Raw genomic sequence first — 16390 nt, forward strand, 5'->3', positions numbered from 1 at the left:
TAGTCGAAAGCCTTGTTGTTATCCTTTTATTTCTCCATCATTATTGGTTTACCCAATTCATACGAAATATTCAGAAAAATGATTTAATGATATTTTTTTCTAGGGGAGAAGAAGCATGCAAAAACAAAAACAAGAGTTGCACCGCGGACTCGAAGAAAGGCATATTTCTTTAATGTCTTTAGGAGCTGCTATAGGAGTAGGGTTGTTCCTCGGCTCCGCATCAGCTATTCAATTAGCAGGGCCTGGTATTTTGGTAGCGTATGCCGCAAGCGGCCTGGTCATGTTTTTTATTATGAGAGCGCTTGGGGAAATGGCTATTCAAAAACCGGTTGCAGGCTCCTTCAGCAGGTATGCGCGTGATTATTTGGGACCGCTTGCAGGCTATTTAACAGGGTGGAACTACTGGTTTTTATGGGTTGTCACCTGTATGGCCGAAATTACTGCTGTCGGCATCTATATGGGGTTCTGGTTTCCTGACGTGCCAAACTGGATTTGGGCATTATCGGCGCTGGTCATTATGACGGGTGTTAATTTCCTGGCTGTCAAAGCTTACGGTGAGCTGGAATTTTGGTTCGCATTGATTAAAATTGTTGCGATCTTATCCATGATTGCAGTCGGTTTATTGATGATTATTGCAGGAGTCGGCAATGGGGGCATTGCCACCGGAATCAGTAATTTGTGGAACAACGGAGGATTTTTCCCTCATGGATTAAAAGGGGTTCTATTGTCTCTTCAAATGGTCATGTTCGCCTATTTAGGGATTGAAATGATCGGGGTGACGGCTGGCGAAGTAAAAAACCCGCAAAAATCGTTAGCCAAAGCAATCGATACAGTATTTTGGCGGATTTTGATTTTTTATGTAGGCGCTTTATTTGTCATTATGTCTATTTATCCGTGGCAGGAAATTGGCTCTCAAGGAAGTCCATTTGTTCTCACATTTCAAAAAGTGGGCATTCCATCGGCCGCAGGTATCATTAACTTTGTCGTGTTGACAGCCGCGCTGTCTTCATGCAACAGCGGTATTTTCAGCACAGGGCGGATGCTGTTTAACTTGGCGGAACAGAAAGAGGCGCCACAAGCATATGGTCAGCTGACGAAAGGCGGCATCCCGGGTAAAGCTGTTCTGGCTTCAGCGGGCGCTTTATTAGTCGGAGTGCTGTTAAACTATGTTGTCCCTGCGAAGGTATTTACTTGGGTTACAAGTATTGCGACGTTCGGAGCGATTTGGACGTGGGCAATCATTTTGCTTTCTCAAATAAAATACAGGAAAAGTTTGAAGCCGGAAGAAAAGAAACAATTAAAGTACAAAATGCCTTTATTTCCGTTTACGTCTTATGTGTCATTGGCATTTCTAGCATTCGTCGTCATTCTTATGGCTTACAGCCCTGATACAAGAGTAGCCGTGATTATCGGGCCGATATGGTTTCTCATCTTGCTGGCTGTGTACTATGGAAAAGGGTTTCATAAAAAAAATGCAGCTGCTGCCAGCGAACGAAATATCAGCTGACAAAAAGAGCTCCCAGTGGGCTCTTTTTGTGTGTGCTCATAGAAAATAGAGAACAGGAAAGAATAGGTATGTGTTTTTGCAGAGGCTGTTTATAGTTTTGTGATAAGATAAAAGTCATACGTTTCATGCTATATGTGAACGTTTTATGGAAAAATCGAAACCCGAACTGTTATGACGTCCGGGTTAACGATGGTTATTGCTTTCAAATATAATTTGAAAAATGGTAAAGTAAGACGAAGCAGGTCTTATGTTTGTTGAAGAAATTTATAATATTGGCCCTTTTCTACATATTCTGACCGTATTCTTTGCATATCTTTTCGGTCTTCTTCCGTCAAAGGGCGGATGACTTTTGCAGGGCGGCCAAAGGCGAGATGGTCAGGCGGAATGATTTTTCCGGGCGGGACAAGACTGCCGGCACCAATAAAAGCGCCTTCGCCAATTTCGGCTCCGTCTAAAATGATTGAGCCCATCCCGATTAAGGCGTTCTTGCGGATAACAGCGCTATGAAGTGTAACCTGATGGCCTATCGTGGCGTCATCTTCAATGAGCAGCGTCTTGTTCGGGCTTTGATGGAGGCAGCTTAAATCTTGGATATTGACTCTGTTTCCGATTCTGGTCGGCGCAACATCTCCCCTTATGACAACAGAAAACCAAATGCTGGACTGTTCTCCGATCACGACATCACCGGTAATTGTTGCATTATCAGCTATAAAGGCTGTTGGGTGGATATCTGGCTTGTGTTCCTTATAAGGGTAGATCATAAGATTCATCCTTCTTTCTCTATTTAAATTTCGTATGAGGTGAAGAGCATGTGGACCTGGAAAGCAGACAGACCTGTTGCAGTGATTGTAATCATTCACGGGGCAAGTGAATATCACGGACGATATAAATGGCTGATTGAAATGTGGCGGTCTTCGGGTTATCACGTTGTCATGGGCGATTTGCCTGGACAGGGAACAACGACAAGAGCGAGAGGGCATATTCGCTCGTTTCAAGAATACATTGATGAAGTAGATGCTTGGATAGATAAAGCGCGAACCTTTGATCTGCCGGTTTTTCTTCTAGGTCACAGCATGGGCGGTCTGGTCGCGATTGAATGGGTTAAACAGCAAAGAAATCCCCGGATTACGGGAATTATTTTATCATCACCGTGTCTCGGACTGCAAATTAAAGTCAATAAAGCGCTTGATCTTGCATCAAAAGGTCTGAATGTCATCGCTCCGTCACTTAAGGTTGATTCGGGATTATCAATTGATATGGCGACGCGCAATGAGGACGTCATCGAGGCTGACCAAAATGATTCGTTATACGTCAGGAAAGTTTCTGTCAGATGGTACAGAGAGCTTTTAAAGACAATTGAATCGGCAATGGTGCCGACAGAGGCATTTTTGAAAGTTCCGCTTCTTGTGATGCAAGCCGGTGATGACAAGCTTGTTGACAAAACGATGGTCATCAAGTGGTTTAATGGTGTTGCTTCTCATAATAAAGCATACAGAGAGTGGGAAGGGCTTTACCATGAGATCTTCAATGAACCCGAGAGAGAAGATGTTTTTAAAGCAGCAAGAGCGTTTACTGATCAATATATTTGAACTAGTAGGGGGTGCATGTGTTGACAGTACCGGAACATCCTTTTGGATTGATGGCAAAGGTATATCGAGATATTTTTCCGCTCGTTCATCAAGAGCTGGACATATGGAAGCAAAAATCAGAATCGATTCATAACAGTGAATTGAAAGCACAGGCAACCGCAAGTATTCGGGACAAAACGTTTCACTGTGAAGGCGGCGGCATACTGGCCTTATTGTCAGGCAGCCAAAAACAGAAATGTGTCGAGTTTATCATCGCGTATCAAACGATTAGTGATTATTTGGACAATCTGTGTGACCGCAGCACCTCGCTGGACCCGCAGGATTTTCGGATGCTCCATGCCTCAATGCAGGATGCACTGACAGTTGGGGCGGAACTGCAAAACTATTATCAATTCAGGGAAGAACAGGATGACAGCGGATATCTGCACGAACTGGTCAAAACGTGCCAGCGTGTCCTTGGTTCCATTGAGCACTATGACATGATTAAACCTTATCTGCTTGAACTGTGCGGCTATTATTGCGATTTGCAGGTGCATAAGCACGTTATTGAGCATGAGCGTGTTCCGCGGCTTGAAAAGTGGTTTACTCAATATGAATCAGAGCTGCCTGAGATGGAATGGTATGAATTTTCAGCCTGTGCAGGCTCAACGTTAGGCATTTTCTGTCTGGTTGCGTATTCGTTCCAGCCTGATTTCACAGAAAGCACCGCTAAAAAAATCCGCGACAGTTATTTTCCTTACATACAGGGCCTTCATATCCTGCTTGATTATTTGATTGATCAAGAGGAGGACTTGCTGGAAGGAGACTTGAATTTCTGCTCATATTATCAGTCTCATGAAGAGATGATGAATCGGCTTGAACACTTTATCCATAAAGCCGACGAGCATTTACAAGGCATTCCGCATGAAAACTTCCATCGTTTAATCAATCGCGGCTTGCTTGGTGTTTATTTGTCAGATGATAAAGTGGCAGGCCAAAAGGAAATGGGCCGGCTCGCAAAGAAGCTGATCAAAGCCAGCGGAAAAACCTCCCTTTTCTTTTATATCAACGGCAGAGCCTACCGGAAATTTCAAAAAATGTCCTGGATGAAAAACTCAAAGAAAAAAGCTCAAATCATTTGCTGATCTGAGCTTTTTTTTCGATGGCGACAATAAATGGCGGGTCATTTTGCTGATTGATAAATCCGTATGTTAATACACGGGCTGATTGCTGGTCCAAGTCCCGGCAAAACTCGAGCACGTCGTTTTTTTCAGCTTTGCCTTCCGGGTGGCCATGATAGACGACGAGAACAATCAGACCTTCGTCTTTCATGATGCTGAGAAGCTGTTCAATGGCTTTGATCGTAGAACTGCCGTTTGTCGTAATTGATTTGTCCCCGCCCGGCAAATAGCCGAGGTTAAATACCGCGGCCGCCACTTTGCCATGTGTTTCAGGCGGGAGGGATTCAGCGATTTTATCATGGCTTTTGTGAAATAACGTTGTTCGCGCTTGATACATGTCACCGAGCCGTTCCTTTGTATTGGCCACGGCTGATTCTTGGATGTCGAATGCGTATACATGGCCGTTTTCACCGACAAGCTCCGCTAAAAACTGTGTATCATGTCCGTTGCCCATTGTCGCATCTACGACAATATCTCCCTCTCCCGCGGCCATTTTCAGCAGTTCTTTGCTGTAAGGAAGAATTTTCTTCAAAATCATAGCGCTGATTCCTCCTCAAGCCGTTGAAAGAACTTTCCTTGATAGCTGCCTCGATTTTCTAGCTCTTTATTAATGGCGCCAAGCACTTCCCATTTGTTGACGCTCCACATTGGCCCGATCATCAACTCAATCGGTCCGTCACCTGTAATGCGGTGGACGATCATTTCAGGCGGAATGATCTCAAGCTGATCGCAGACGAGCTGCACATAATCATCTTGAGAAAGAAATTCCAGCTTGCCCTTTTCATATTGTTTGACCATCGGCGTGCCTTTCAGTAGGTGAAGCAGATGGATTTTAATGCCCTGGACATCCAAATCTGCGACGGCCTTTGCCGTTTCCATCATCATGTCCCGGTCTTCCAAAGGCAGCCCATTGATAATATGCGAGCAGACACGTATGCCGTGTTTTCTTAATTTATTGACGCCTTCCACATAGCAGTTAAAATCATGTGCGCGGTTGATCAGAAGTGCAGTCCGTTCATGAACTGTTTGAAGCCCAAGCTCCACCCACAAATAGGTGCGTTCATTCAGCTCTGCCAAGTAATCAACGACATCATCAGGCAGACAGTCCGGGCGTGTGGCGATCGAAATGCCGACCACATCATCTAAAGCGAGGACGGATTCGAATTTCTCACGAAGCACCTCAACCGGGGCGTGAGTGTTTGTGAAAGCCTGAAAATAAGCGATGTACTTGCCGTCCTTCCATTTTTCGTGCATGCGGTTTTTGATGTCGTGGAATTGCGTAATTAAATCATCGGTCCGGTTTCCAGCAAAATCTCCGGAGCCTGCTGCGCTGCAAAACGTACAGCCTCCGTGGGCTACGGTGCCATCCCGATTTGGACAGTCAAAACCGCCGTCAAGCGCCACTTTAAACACCTTATGGCCGAAATGTTCTCTGAGATGATAATTCAATGTATGATAGCGTTTTTCCGTATTTGAATAAGGAAAAGGATTGTTCTGCATCACAATTCATGTGCCTCCTTGCGTACGATTGCATCCTAAAATTGTAGCACGCATTTCACAAGAGAACAAATGAATATCGACCATAAATTACTTTATTGAATAAAGTCAGATGAGGCTACAATATGAATGATGGATGATTTCCATTACCAAGAGGAGGGGTTACTGTGGCAACAAGACAATCAGTAGATGAACATCTCCAGCAATGTATGCAGGCCTATGATTATGCTGAAGAACAGCTGAAAATCGCTTCTAAACAAGAGCATTATAACGATCAAGAATATAGTGATGCGCAAATGCAGCTTGAAGATGCGGTAAATGCCTTGAATAAGCTATGGCTGTCGTCAAATGATCAGCAGAGAGAACAGCTGTACAGAATGAGGCTTCAGCTTCAATCTTTGCAAAATAATATGATCCTGCAGCACCCTCTTGATGTGTAGGAAAACGGACCCTTTTAAAAGGGTCCGTTTTTTTTGTAAAAAAAGGATTGACTTTGTGAGTTAAAGCATTTATTGTATTAAGTGTACTAATTGAAGTAATACACTATAGACACTAATATAAAATCATTTATATATTGACATTAAGGGAGGCAGTTATGAAACATAAAAAACGAAACAAACGTAACGTGCCAATGCTGATTGCGGCATCTGTGATCGCTTGTTCTTTTTTTCTTGTTCTTGTGATGATCGGTTTTGAATGGCAAAAAAGTATAATTGATCATTTTTATCTATAAAAGGTTCAGATCGTATAGAAAGTAGGGAAGTAAATGATTCAAATCGATCCAAGAAGCTCAACACCCATTTACGAACAAATTATTCAGCAAATGAAAGAGCTTTGTTTGAAAGGGATCATGAAGCCTGGTGATAAGCTTCCTTCTGTCAGAGAATTGGCGACGATCATTATTGCGAATCCGAACACTGTCAGCAAAGCGTATAAAGAGCTTGAGCGAGAGGGGATTATTGAAACGCTGCGGGGCAGAGGGACCTATATATCGGAGAATGCAAAAACGACACTGGTTGAAGGGAAGATGACGATGATTAAAGAGCAACTCAAACAGCTCATCATCGATGCACACTATGCAGGGGTTGAGCTGGAAAAACTGCACGAATGGATAAAGGAAATCAGCGCTGATGTGAAGGGAGGCAAAAAAAATGATTGAACTGCGGCAGCTGTCAAAAGCGATTGACGGCAATCAAGTATTAAAAGATGTTTCATTAACAATCGAAAAAGGAGAAATCTTTGGATTGCTTGGACGCAACGGATCGGGCAAAACGACGATGCTTCGCTTAATCCAGCAAATCATTTTTGCTGACAGCGGAACGATTTTATTTGACGGCGTAGAAATCAAAAAGCACCCGAAGGTCAAACAAAATATCATCTACATGCCTGTTCAAAATCCTTTTTACGACAAGTATACATACAAGCAGCTTGTTGATATCCTGAGAAGAATATATCCGAAATTTGATGTCACGTACGCGAATGAACTGATGAACAGATACGAAATTCCAGAAACGAAAAAATACCGTGAGCTGTCGACAGGCTTGAAAAAACAGCTGTCGCTCGTTCTGTCGTTTGCGGCGAGACCGGCGCTGATCCTCCTTGATGAGCCGACGGATGGTATTGATGCGGTAACTAGACATGATGTGCTGCAGCTGATGGTCGATGAAGTGGCAGAGCGTGATACGAGTATCCTGATTACGTCTCACCGGCTTGAAGACATAGAGCGGATGTGCAACCGAATTGGCTTTCTTGAAGATAACAGGCTGACCAACGTCATGGATCTTGATGAATTAAAAGAAGAATACATCAAAATACAAATGGCCTTCGATACAGATGTCAATTTGGCCATCAGAGAGCAAAACATTCCGATGCTCGATCAGGCCGGCGTGTTTTACACAGTGCTGATTCCGAAAAGCGATGAGGAGAAAAAGAGCTTTTTGAGAGAGCTGAAGCCAAAAGTATGGAATGAGCTTCCTGTCAACCTGGAAGAAGTGTTCATTGCGAAGTTTGGAGGGAAGCGGAGATGGTAGACCGAGGTCTCCTCTATCGAGAGTGGAAGCAGAATCAAGTGGTGATTTTGTTAAGTATCGTGTTTTTAGTGTTGGCAAATCCTTTAACGATTTATCACTCATATTCTTTAAACGAGGCATGCCTAGCACATTCAGATCCGAAATTTTGTACATTTTTTGTAGATTACCACATAGACAGCTTGATTCAAATTAATTGGGTGATAGGGATTATATTGGCAGTATGTTTGATCGGGCTTGAACGTTCGAGAGGTACGATGGACTTTTTGTTAGGTCTTCCATATAAAAGAAACCAAATTTTCCAAACGAAATTTTGGTTAGGCGCGGTTGTTATTGTGTTTTCGCAATTGGTCGGATTTTTTTTGGCATGGCTGCTGATTCTTTTCTTAAAACCTGAACAAGTAAACTTTTTTGAACATGGAAGCATTGGTGTTATGATCACTAGCATTATGTTTTACTCATTAGTAATGGCCGCAGGGACGTTAGCTGGAAACGCTTTTGCTCAGTTGTTGACAGCTTTTGCAACTTCGGTATTGCCGTATTTGATTATCGTTTTGCCATTTTCTAATATAGAGATTATCTCAGGGGTTCAAATTTGGAAACTCTTCCCTAACATTGAATATTACTTCGATTTTGAAAATAATTTGATGGACTTTTCTCCAATTGCTTATGTGGATTCAAGTTGGGTGGCGGAAAGTAAATATTTATTACTTATCCCTGCAGTGATGAGTATTCTCTTTTATTTCATTGGATATATCAGTTTTATAAAACATCATAATGAGCGTAATGGATACTTTTTCTTATGGAAAACATTAGATCGGCCTATCCAAATCCTTGTCATCGTGTTAGGAATCCTGGGTTTTGGTATAGTGGGGCATTCTGCGGGTGAATCCATAGCGGGTTACATTATCGGAATGATTATCGGAGGAATTGTAGGATTTTTGATCAGTTATTTTTCCATCTTTAAAAAAGTAAGACATTAAGATAACGGTTTAAAGTTCGGAGGGAAGTAAAATGCCGGATTCCGGTCTGCTTTATAAGGAGTGGAAACAAAATAAAGTCGCCTTAGTTATCACCATTTTGGTTTTTATACTAGGTAATCCTTTATCGATTTTCAATATGTATCTTACCTATCAAGGCTGTGTCACCTCAAAAGAAAATTGGGTTGGTCCCTGCGTATTCGGTGTTGATTATTTAAACGGCACATTTATCTCATTTTTTTGGATTTGGGGAGTCGTTTTGGCGGTCAGCCAGCTTGGGATTGAACGTAGCAAGAGCTTCTTTGATTTTACATTAAGCCTACCATATACACGAGGGCAGATATTTCATGCGAAGTTCTTTACCGGCGGAATGGTGATTGTGGTGCCGCAGCTCATAGGTTACGTTTTGTCTGTTTTGCTGATCATGCTTTTGAAGCCAGATCAGGCCGTTTATTTTCACAATTACAGCCTTGGGATGATCATTGTCAGCATGCTGGCTTATTCGCTTGTTATGGCGGGTGGAGCTCTGACAGGCAATATTTTTGCCCAGCTTTTGGTCTCATTTACCGTGGCCATTTCGCCATTTTTGCTCATCAGCCTGCCTGCGATCAACCTCGAGATCCTTATTGGCGGATCAATCGATTTTATCCATGGTCCAGTACCCAAATGGGTGCAGTATTTCATTCCTATAATTTATGTAGACTCAAAATGGGCTGAGAATTCACCATATTATTTAGTGATTCCGGCTATCATGACTATCATCTTCTACATCATCGGCTATATTAGCTTTGTCAAACTGTCTAATGAAAGAAACGGATATTTCTTCTTATGGAAGCCGCTTAACCGCCCGGTGCAGATCATCGTTATTATCATAGGAATCATGGGGTTTGGCTATTTTGGATTTTCTGCCAGCGAGAGCTTTACAGGCTATCTCATTGGCATGGCTGCCGGCGCGGTAATCGGTTTCTTGATTAGTTATTTTGCGATTTATAAAAAAATGAAACTTTTGTAAGGGAGAGAGAACATATGATTGATGTTCAGCATATCGACCATTCTTTCACGATCGGAAAAAAGGGCCGTGAGAATGAAGTTCCAGTATTGAAGGATGTTTCATTACGTGTGGCGAAAGGTGAGATCGCCTGTATTGTCGGGCGAAGCGGCTCAGGGAAATCAACGCTTTTGAATTTGATTTCCGGCTACATATCGCCGACAAAAGGGCGGATTGTCATTAATGGCACTGATGTTACGGGGTTTAATGAAAAGGAATGGGCGCAATTTCGGCTTGACCATTTTGGTTTTATTTTCCAAAGTTTTCAGCTCATCCCGGGTTTAACGACGTATGAGAATGTTGAAATGCCGCTGGCGTTAAAAGGGATCAAGCCCTCTGAGCGGAAGCAAAAGGTGCAGGACATGCTGAAACGCGTCGGTCTGGAAAACCACGCCGCTCATTATCCGAATGAACTGTCAGGCGGCCAGCAGCAGCGTGTCAGTATTGCTCGAGCATTGATTTTAAATCCTTCGATTATCTTAGCGGATGAGCCGACGGGAAGCCTTGATTCAGAAACGGAACATGAAGTGCTGGAATTGATCCAGCAGCTGAATCGTGAGCGTGGCATTACATTTGTGATCATTACTCACGATGATGAAGTCGCTTCTATCGGACATTCAAAATTTCAGCTTCATGATGGTGTGCTAAAAGGAGGAATTACCGTTGAGGTTTAAGGATCAGGTTCATTTTATCAGAAGAAATATGAAGAAAAACAGACTTCGCGTCTTTATGACGATTCTTGCGACAACAATGGCGTATGCGTTTTTGGTTGTGCTGTCGTCCGTTGGATTTGGGATTCAAAAGACAATTACAGATATGACAATGAGCCAGCAGATTGTAACGAAAGTCAGTGTAATGGGCAAGGAAGGAGACAAGCCTATTAAAAAAGCTGATTTAGAGAAGTATGATCACGTAAGGTCAGTTGTAGAAAGAACGCAAATGTATGAACCAAACAAAGCTACTTTAGGCAATCGTACAAATGAAAGCTCAAATCTCATTTTTACTAATATGAATGATGAATTAAAGGCCAATATGGAATTGGAAAAGGGAAGAGTCGCAAAGTCGGAAAATGAAATCGTAGTAGGATACGACTTCGCAAAGAGATTATTGACGAAAAAAGAATCGGAAGAATATAACAAAAAAATCGAAGAAGCAAAAGGCAATCCAGAGGATATAAAAGAACCAAAAGGCTATACGAAAGACATTCTGAACAAGACGATTGAACTGAGTGTATCGAAGACAGATCCTAAAACAGGGGATGTTACAAAAACAAAAACATATGACTTTAAAATTGTCGGTATTACAAAAAAACCATCTCAAGACTGGATGGAGGACTCAAACATTTTTATCAGTGATCAATTCAAAAAAGATTTTTCGGAATTCTTAGATTTCAAAGGCGGAAATGTTGAAACGAACATTGGTGTTTTTGCTGATAAGTTTGAGAATGTGGAACAGCTGACAAATGATCTAACAGATGACGGGTACTATGTCACATCAGTGACTACTGAACTTGAGGGAGCCAATACCTTCTTCATGGTCTTCAAAATCGGACTGATCTTTGTCGGATGTATCGCAGTTATCATTTCAGCGATCGGCATTTTTAACACGATGACGATGGCGGTGACAGAGAGAACGCAAGAGATCGGCATTATGAAAGCGATTGGGGCGAGCCCGTCAATCATTCGCCGAATGTTCTTGATGGAAAGCGCGTATATCGGAATTTTAGGCTGTGTGATTGGGATTATCATTTCTTACGGCGTGAGCTACCTTGTCAACCTGGCCGTTCCGATGATTCTTGCGGCTACAAGCGGAAGCGATGCGGGCGACTTGAATTACACATTCTCCTACATCCCGGCGAGTCTTGTGATCATTGCCGTTGTGATTTGCGGAGGGGTCGCAGTCATTTCCGGAATGAACCCGGCTAGAAAAGCAACAAAAACCAACGTGCTGACAGCGTTGAGAAGAGAACTATAATGCGAACGAGCCGGCTGAGACAGCCGGCTTTTTCTATAGCACATGATAGCGTTTTGCTATACACTTGATAAAAAAGGAAAAAGTGCGGTGAATTGATTGTTTAAACTTTTGCTGATTGAAGATGATGAATCGCTGTTTCATGAAATCAAGGATCGTTTAACGGGATGGTCCTATGATGTATACGGCATTCAGGATTTCAGTCAGGTGCTGCAGGAATTTGCGGCGGTTAATCCTGATTGTGTCATTATTGATGTACAGCTGCCTAAATTTGACGGCTTTCATTGGTGCCGGCAGATCCGCTCCCGGTCAAATGTTCCGATTCTCTTTTTATCCTCCCGGGATCATCCTGCTGATATGGTGATGTCCATGCAGCTCGGGGCAGATGACTTTATCCAAAAGCCATTTCATTTTGATGTGCTGATCGCGAAAATCCAAGCGATGTTCCGGCGTGTGCACCATTATAATACGGAGCCGAATACGATTAAAACGTGGTGCGGCGCTGCTGTAGACGCGGAGCAGAACCTCGTCAGCAATGACAAAGGATCTGTTGAACTGACCAAAAATGAAATGTTCATTCTAAAACAATTAATAGAGCAAAAAAACAAGATCGTCAGCCGGGAAGAGCTGATCAGAAGCTTGTGGAACGATGAGCGTTTTGTTAGTGATAATACGCTGACCGTCAATGTCAATCGCCTGCGAAAAAAACTGGACGCCCTGCAGCTTGGCGCATATATCGAGACAAAGGTGGGCCAGGGCTACATCGCGAAGGAAGAGGACAAGTTCTATGATTAAAGCATTCCTTATCGAAAGGCGGAGCTGGATTGCCGCTTTTTTGTTTCAGCAGGCTTTGATGCTGTTCATTGTTTTTGTCGATCCTTCCATATCATTTGGGAATGTACTTTATATGGTGTATTTGTGCATTTTGTTTTTTATCATATTCCTTTGGTTCCGCTATCGGAAAGAAACAGCGTTTTATAAAAGCTTGAAAACATGGGAGAACAATCTCGATGTGACAGCCATAAATGAACCGGAAACGCCGTTTGAAGCAATGGTTGAAAGAAGCATTGCCGGGCAAACAGAACACTTGAAGCAGACCGCAGCACGGCATCGCTTAGCATTGGAAAATGAAAAAGATGAGCTGATGGCATGGATCCATGAGGTCAAAACTCCATTAACAGCGATGCATTTAATCATTGATAGAATGGAAGAAAAAGCACTGAAATCCCAGCTGTCATATGAATGGCTGCGAATTCACCTGCTTCTTGATCAGCAGCTTCATCAAAAACGGATATCATTTATTGAAAACGATCTGTCTGTAGAATTCATTCAGCTTCAGCCTTTGATCTTTAAAGAAATCAAAGATTTACAATCGTGGTGTATCCAAAAAGGGATCGGTTTTGACATAAAGCTCGAGGCCAAAGAAGTGCTGAGCGATGCAAAATGGCTGGCGTTTATCATCAGGCAGCTGCTGACAAACGCGGTGAAATACAGCGAAGCCTCTGAAATCGAGATCAAAAGCTTTCAAAAAGGGGAACAGACGCAGCTCCAAGTGAAGGACTGTGGCAGGGGCATTGATCCAAAAGATGTACCGCGTATTTTTGATAAAGGGTTTACATCCACAACGGATCACCATGATCAAGCGTCAACTGGCATGGGGCTGTACTTGGCAAAAAAAGCAGCGGCGCCGTTATTGATCCATATTGATGTTGAGTCGGAGTTTGGTGCGGGAACAGTTTTTACATTAACCTTTCCAATACGGAATCAATTTGAACATGTCATAAGCGTGTGACGAAAATGTCACATGCTTTTCTTTTTTGTTCGCCGTATCGAAGGAAAAGCCCGGCATTCCTTTTTATAATGAGATTATCCAATATAAAGGAGACTGCGTAAATGGTGATTTTAGAAGCGAATAAAATTCGAAAAAGTTATGGAAACAAGCTGAATAAACAGGAAGTGCTGAAGGGCATCGATATTCACATTGAAAAGGGCGAATTCGTCAGTATTATGGGGGCTTCCGGGTCGGGAAAAACCACTTTGCTCAACGTTCTGTCCTCAATCGATCAGGTCAGTCACGGAACCATTCATATTAATGGAAATGACATGACGGCTATGAAGGAAAAGCAGCTGGCTGAATTTAGAAAACAGCATTTAGGCTTTATCTTTCAGGATTACAATTTGTTAGACACATTGACAGTGAAAGAGAATATCCTTCTGCCTTTATCGATCACGAAACTATCAAAAAAGGAAGCCAATCGCAAGTTTGAGGAAGTTGCAAAGGAACTGGGAATATATGAATTGCGGGATAAGTACCCGAATGAAATTTCCGGCGGCCAGAAGCAGAGAACATCCGCTGGAAGAGCGTTTATTCATGACCCGAGCATTATTTTCGCTGATGAACCGACCGGCGCGCTCGATTCGAAATCGGCCTCCGATCTATTAAATAAGCTGAGCCAGCTCAATCAAAAACGCAACGCGACGATTATTATGGTTACCCATGATCCCGTCGCTGCCAGCTACTGCGGCAGAGTCATTTTTATTAAGGACGGGCAAATGTATACACAGCTGAATAAAGGGGGCCAGGACAGGCAAACGTTTTTCCAGGATATTATGAAAACGCAAGGCGTGTTAGGCGGGGTGCAGCATGAACATTAATCAGCTCATCCTGCGAAATTTGAAAAAGAATCTCCGGAATTACTATTTGTATGTGTTTGCGCTCATCTTTAGCGTGGCGCTTTATTTCGCCTTTGTCACGCTGCAGTATGATCCAGCAATTAACGAAGTGAAGGCTTCAATCAAGGGAGCCGCGGCTATTAAAACCGCTTCGATTTTGCTTGTGGCTGTTGTGGCGATCTTCATTTTATATGCCAATACGATTTTTATTAAGAGACGGAGTAAAGAAATCGGGCTGTTTCAATTGATTGGAATGACGAAGCATAAAATTTTTAGCATCTTAAGTGCAGAAAATGTCATGCTGTATTTCGGTTCATTAGCGATCGGGGTAGCGGCCGGGTTTTCGATATCGAAGCTTGTCTTGATGATTCTGTTCAAAATTGTCGATGTCAAAGCGGATGCGAAACTGCATTTTTCTGAGCAGGCTTTGGTCCAAACGGTCATTGTGTTCTGCGGCATTTACCTTTTGATCATGATCATGAATTATACGTTTATCAAAAAACAGAGTATTTTATCTTTGTTTAAAGTAACGTCCTCCACTGAAGACAAAGTGAAGAAAATATCATTTTTCCAAATGCTGATCGGCGCTTTAGGCATCGTGTTGATTTTGACAGGATACTATGTGTCTTCTGAGCTGTTTGGCGGAAAATTTAAGACCATTAATGAACTGTTTGTTGCGATGAGCTTCATTCTGGGGAGCGTCATTATCGGGACGTTTTTGTTTTATAAAGGATCAGTTACGTTTATCTCGAATATCATTCGAAAAAGCAAGGGCGGCTACTTAAATATTTCTGAGGTCCTGTCACTGTCATCAATCATGTTCAGAATGAAATCGAATGCGCTGCTGCTGACGATTATTACAACCGTTTCAGCACTTGCGATCGGGCTGTTATCTCTTGCATATATCTCGTATTACTCGTCAGAAAAGACCGCTGAACAAAATGTAGCGGCTGATTTTTCATTCATGAATGAGAAAGATGCCAAGTTATTTGAAAACAGATTGAGGGAAAGCAACATCTCGTTTGTAAAAAAGGCAACACCTGTCCTGCAAGCAAATGTTGACATTGCAAATATTATGGATGGAACTCCGAAAGAGATGCAGGGCGATCCCAGCAATATGCAGCTTGCTGTTGTTAGCGACAAAGATGTAAAAGGAGTCGATGTGGCGGCTGGAGAAGCCGTTTTCTCAGGATACACCGACTTGCTGCAAAAAATAATGGTTTTCAAGGACTCTGGTGTTATTAAAATAAAAAGCAAACATGAGACGCAGCCATTAAAATATAAAGGATTAAGAGAAGAGTTTCTTGTATCCTACACGTTTACAAGCGGGGGCATGCCCGCTGTCATTGTGGATGACAGCCTGTTTAAACAGCTGGACAAGGATAAGGACCCCCGCATTCAGCTGGCGCAATCTACATTTATCGGCGTCAATGTGAAACATGACGATCAAATGGAAAAAGCAAATGAGCTTTTTCAACAGGTGAACAAGAAAAACGAGCATTTATCAAGACTGGATACAAGCGCTGCGCAAAAATCACTGTTTGGTATGGTGATGTTCATCGTCGGCTTCTTAGGGTTAACGTTCCTGATTACATCAGGTTGTATCCTTTATTTTAAACAAATGGGTGAAAGTGAAGATGAAAAACCGAGCTATACGATTTTAAGAAAACTCGGTTTTACGCAGGGCGACCTGATAAAGGGGATACGCATCAAACAAATGTACAACTTCGGCATTCCGCTCGTTGTCGGCCTCTTCCACAGTTACTTTGCCGTCCAATCCGGCTGGTTCTTATTCGGATCAGAGGTATGGGCGCCCATGATTATGGTGATGGTGTTATATACTGCGCTCTACTCCATTTTTGGTTTTCTGTCAGTTCTTTATTATAAGAAGGTCATTAAATCGTCGTTGTGAAACAGAAAAAGCTCCAGACATTCTGG

General features: G+C 42.6%; 18 protein-coding genes. 15 read left to right on the forward strand and 3 right to left on the reverse strand.

The window, feature by feature from the left end:
- Positions 1–115: 115 nt before the first annotated feature.
- Positions 116–1507 (forward strand): alanine permease AlaP, encoded by a 1392-nt coding sequence (gene alaP / locus PUN35_RS21355; RefSeq protein WP_003229105.1) that lies wholly within the window; start codon positions 116–118, stop codon positions 1505–1507.
- Positions 1508–1752: 245 nt separating this feature from the next.
- Here alaP and PUN35_RS21360 read toward each other — a convergent pair whose 3' ends face one another.
- Positions 1753–2268, reverse strand: coding sequence for a gamma carbonic anhydrase (locus tag PUN35_RS21360; protein WP_003229106.1), 516 nt, complete (start codon positions 2266–2268; stop codon positions 1753–1755).
- Between the two features lie 48 nt (positions 2269–2316).
- Here PUN35_RS21360 and ytpA point away from each other — a divergent pair, with 48 nt between their 5' ends.
- Together ytpA and tbcS are read left to right on the forward strand one after the other, a co-directional pair.
- The gene (gene ytpA, locus PUN35_RS21365) at positions 2317–3096 is read left to right on the forward strand and encodes a phospholipase YtpA (RefSeq protein WP_004398545.1); all 780 of its coding nucleotides are present in this window, start codon (positions 2317–2319) and stop codon (positions 3094–3096) included.
- Between the two features lie 20 nt (positions 3097–3116).
- Positions 3117–4220, forward strand: coding sequence for a tetraprenyl-beta-curcumene synthase (gene tbcS, locus PUN35_RS21370; RefSeq protein ID WP_033882168.1), 1104 nt, complete (start codon positions 3117–3119; stop codon positions 4218–4220).
- Here tbcS and PUN35_RS21375 read toward each other — a convergent pair.
- Together PUN35_RS21375 and PUN35_RS21380 are read right to left on the reverse strand one after the other, a co-directional pair.
- A complete protein-coding gene (locus PUN35_RS21375; RefSeq protein WP_014480625.1) occupies positions 4210–4794 on the reverse strand; it encodes a tRNA 5-(aminomethyl)-2-thiouridylate-methyltransferase MnmM in 585 nt (194 codons plus the stop codon). The two genes, tbcS and PUN35_RS21375, sit on opposite strands and share 11 nt — an antisense overlap.
- Positions 4791–5759 carry a tRNA modification radical SAM protein MnmL/YtqA gene (locus PUN35_RS21380; protein ID WP_009968016.1) on the reverse strand — a complete coding sequence of 323 codons (969 nt, stop codon included), beginning with the start codon at positions 5757–5759 and terminating at the stop codon, positions 4791–4793. The genes PUN35_RS21375 and PUN35_RS21380 overlap by 4 nt, the downstream gene beginning before the upstream one ends.
- Before the next feature lie 161 nt (positions 5760–5920).
- Between PUN35_RS21380 and PUN35_RS21385 the strand changes: the two genes are divergently transcribed.
- From PUN35_RS21385 to bceB, 12 genes are all read left to right on the forward strand, one after another.
- Complete coding sequence (locus PUN35_RS21385; protein ID WP_003229117.1) at positions 5921–6193, forward strand: YtzC family protein; 273 nt, start codon at positions 5921–5923, stop codon at positions 6191–6193.
- A 155-nt stretch (positions 6194–6348) separates the two neighbouring features.
- Entirely contained in the window at positions 6349–6486 is a 138-nt protein-coding gene (locus PUN35_RS21390) for a hypothetical protein (protein ID WP_003229119.1), read from the forward strand.
- Positions 6487–6519: 33 nt separating this feature from the next.
- Positions 6520–6912 (forward strand): GntR family transcriptional regulator YtrA, encoded by a 393-nt coding sequence (ytrA, locus tag PUN35_RS21395; RefSeq protein WP_003229121.1) that lies wholly within the window; start codon positions 6520–6522, stop codon positions 6910–6912.
- Positions 6905–7783, forward strand: coding sequence for an ABC transporter ATP-binding protein YtrB (gene ytrB, locus PUN35_RS21400; protein ID WP_003229123.1), 879 nt, complete (start codon positions 6905–6907; stop codon positions 7781–7783). Before ytrA ends, ytrB begins: the two co-directional genes overlap by 8 nt.
- Positions 7777–8763: an ABC transporter permease subunit gene (locus tag PUN35_RS21405; protein WP_014480624.1), complete on the forward strand. Its 987-nt coding sequence runs from the start codon at positions 7777–7779 to the stop codon at positions 8761–8763. The genes ytrB and PUN35_RS21405 overlap by 7 nt, the downstream gene beginning before the upstream one ends.
- 31 nt (positions 8764–8794) lie before the next feature.
- The gene (gene ytrD / locus PUN35_RS21410; RefSeq protein WP_014480623.1) at positions 8795–9772 is read left to right on the forward strand and encodes an ABC transporter permease YtrD; all 978 of its coding nucleotides are present in this window, start codon (positions 8795–8797) and stop codon (positions 9770–9772) included.
- A 14-nt stretch (positions 9773–9786) separates the two neighbouring features.
- Positions 9787–10482, forward strand: coding sequence for an ABC transporter ATP-binding protein YtrE (gene ytrE / locus PUN35_RS21415; protein ID WP_014477726.1), 696 nt, complete (start codon positions 9787–9789; stop codon positions 10480–10482).
- The gene (ytrF, locus tag PUN35_RS21420) at positions 10472–11782 is read left to right on the forward strand and encodes an ABC transporter permease YtrF (protein ID WP_014480622.1); all 1311 of its coding nucleotides are present in this window, start codon (positions 10472–10474) and stop codon (positions 11780–11782) included. Before ytrE ends, ytrF begins: the two co-directional genes overlap by 11 nt.
- 96 nt (positions 11783–11878) lie before the next feature.
- Positions 11879–12574 carry a two-component response regulator BceR gene (gene bceR / locus PUN35_RS21425; protein ID WP_014480621.1) on the forward strand — a complete coding sequence of 232 codons (696 nt, stop codon included), beginning with the start codon at positions 11879–11881 and terminating at the stop codon, positions 12572–12574.
- The gene (gene bceS / locus PUN35_RS21430; RefSeq protein ID WP_014480620.1) at positions 12567–13571 is read left to right on the forward strand and encodes a two-component sensor histidine kinase BceS; all 1005 of its coding nucleotides are present in this window, start codon (positions 12567–12569) and stop codon (positions 13569–13571) included. The genes bceR and bceS overlap by 8 nt, the downstream gene beginning before the upstream one ends.
- Before the next feature lie 101 nt (positions 13572–13672).
- Positions 13673–14434: a bacitracin ABC transporter ATP-binding protein BceA gene (bceA, locus tag PUN35_RS21435; RefSeq protein WP_003229137.1), complete on the forward strand. Its 762-nt coding sequence runs from the start codon at positions 13673–13675 to the stop codon at positions 14432–14434.
- The gene (gene bceB, locus PUN35_RS21440) at positions 14424–16364 is read left to right on the forward strand and encodes a bacitracin ABC transporter permease BceB (protein WP_014480619.1); all 1941 of its coding nucleotides are present in this window, start codon (positions 14424–14426) and stop codon (positions 16362–16364) included. The genes bceA and bceB overlap by 11 nt, the downstream gene beginning before the upstream one ends.
- The last annotated feature ends 26 nt before the right edge of the window (positions 16365–16390 follow it).

The organism is Bacillus sp. N3378-2at (genome assembly GCF_033412715.1).
GTDB lineage: Bacteria > Bacillota > Bacilli > Bacillales > Bacillaceae > Bacillus > Bacillus subtilis.

Bases quoted from the DNA above. Each gene is read 5' to 3' on its own strand.
- alaP (WP_003229105.1), top strand. From the start codon at position 116: ATGCAAAAACAAAAACAAGAGTTGCACCGCGGACTCGAAGAAAGGCAT.
- PUN35_RS21360 (WP_003229106.1), bottom strand. From the start codon at position 2,268: ATGATCTACCCTTATAAGGAACACAAGCCAGATATCCACCCAACAGCC.
- ytpA (WP_004398545.1), top strand. From the start codon at position 2,317: ATGTGGACCTGGAAAGCAGACAGACCTGTTGCAGTGATTGTAATCATT.
- PUN35_RS21375 (WP_014480625.1), bottom strand. From the start codon at position 4,794: ATGATTTTGAAGAAAATTCTTCCTTACAGCAAAGAACTGCTGAAAATG.
- PUN35_RS21390 (WP_003229119.1), top strand. From the start codon at position 6,349: ATGAAACATAAAAAACGAAACAAACGTAACGTGCCAATGCTGATTGCG.
- ytrA (WP_003229121.1), top strand. From the start codon at position 6,520: ATGATTCAAATCGATCCAAGAAGCTCAACACCCATTTACGAACAAATT.
- ytrB (WP_003229123.1), top strand. From the start codon at position 6,905: ATGATTGAACTGCGGCAGCTGTCAAAAGCGATTGACGGCAATCAAGTA.
- PUN35_RS21405 (WP_014480624.1), top strand. From the start codon at position 7,777: ATGGTAGACCGAGGTCTCCTCTATCGAGAGTGGAAGCAGAATCAAGTG.
- ytrD (WP_014480623.1), top strand. From the start codon at position 8,795: ATGCCGGATTCCGGTCTGCTTTATAAGGAGTGGAAACAAAATAAAGTC.
- ytrE (WP_014477726.1), top strand. From the start codon at position 9,787: ATGATTGATGTTCAGCATATCGACCATTCTTTCACGATCGGAAAAAAG.
- bceS (WP_014480620.1), top strand. From the start codon at position 12,567: ATGATTAAAGCATTCCTTATCGAAAGGCGGAGCTGGATTGCCGCTTTT.
- bceA (WP_003229137.1), top strand. From the start codon at position 13,673: ATGGTGATTTTAGAAGCGAATAAAATTCGAAAAAGTTATGGAAACAAG.
- bceB (WP_014480619.1), top strand. From the start codon at position 14,424: ATGAACATTAATCAGCTCATCCTGCGAAATTTGAAAAAGAATCTCCGG.